The sequence below is a fragment of the Vibrio sp. 1069 genome (assembly GCF_033340555.1).
In genome coordinates, this window is the sequence record NZ_JAWOWP010000677.1 from 1 (window position 1) to 581 (window position 581).

Consider the following 581-nt stretch of genomic DNA (forward strand, 5'->3'; position numbering starts at 1 on the left):
GTTGCAAAACCTTTGGCAAAAGTCTTACGTTTGTTGCTGATCACGAAGCTGTTTGTTTTATTTTGTTGATCCGTTTGCGGGTTTTTGATCGTAGCGATCACGCCGCGCAGGGCGACAACACCGAGGTAAAGCAGGTAACTGCCACCTAGCAGTTGTAATACCGAATACAGCAAAGGATGTTGATGCACAAGGTAGCTCACACCAGTCAGGCTGAACAACGAGTGCAGCAAAATACCAACGGACAAGCCAAGAGCGATGTATAAGCCCGTCTGGCGACCATGACGCGTGGCATTTTGCACCACTAATGCGAAGTCGGGGCCTGGGCTCATTAAGGCAATAAAGTGAATGCTGGCCAATGTCAGCAGGATCGTGGATTCATTCATAACACATCTCAAAGATTACCAATGCAGCTATTGTGGAGGCTTGTTGTGGCATGCGCTTGTAAAAAACTGACAGCCTAAGATGAGCGTGCTGCTATCGAGAGACTTGAGACGGAGAGACGCCATAAGTCTGCTTAAACGCTTTGCTGAAATGCGCCTGATCGTAAAAACCAATTTGATGCGCGACTTCAGTACCGCATT

General features: G+C 47.8%; 2 protein-coding genes. Both read right to left on the reverse strand.

The genetic code is table 11. From position 1 onward, the window contains the following. Nucleotides 1-383: LysE family translocator (locus R7040_RS28420; RefSeq protein WP_318097882.1), on the reverse strand; the 383-nt coding region annotated here is incomplete at its 3' end. Nucleotides 384-474: 91 nt separating this feature from the next. Beyond that, a partial coding sequence (locus R7040_RS28425; RefSeq protein ID WP_318097883.1) for a helix-turn-helix domain-containing protein occupies nucleotides 475-581 on the reverse strand: 107 nt, incomplete at its 5' end.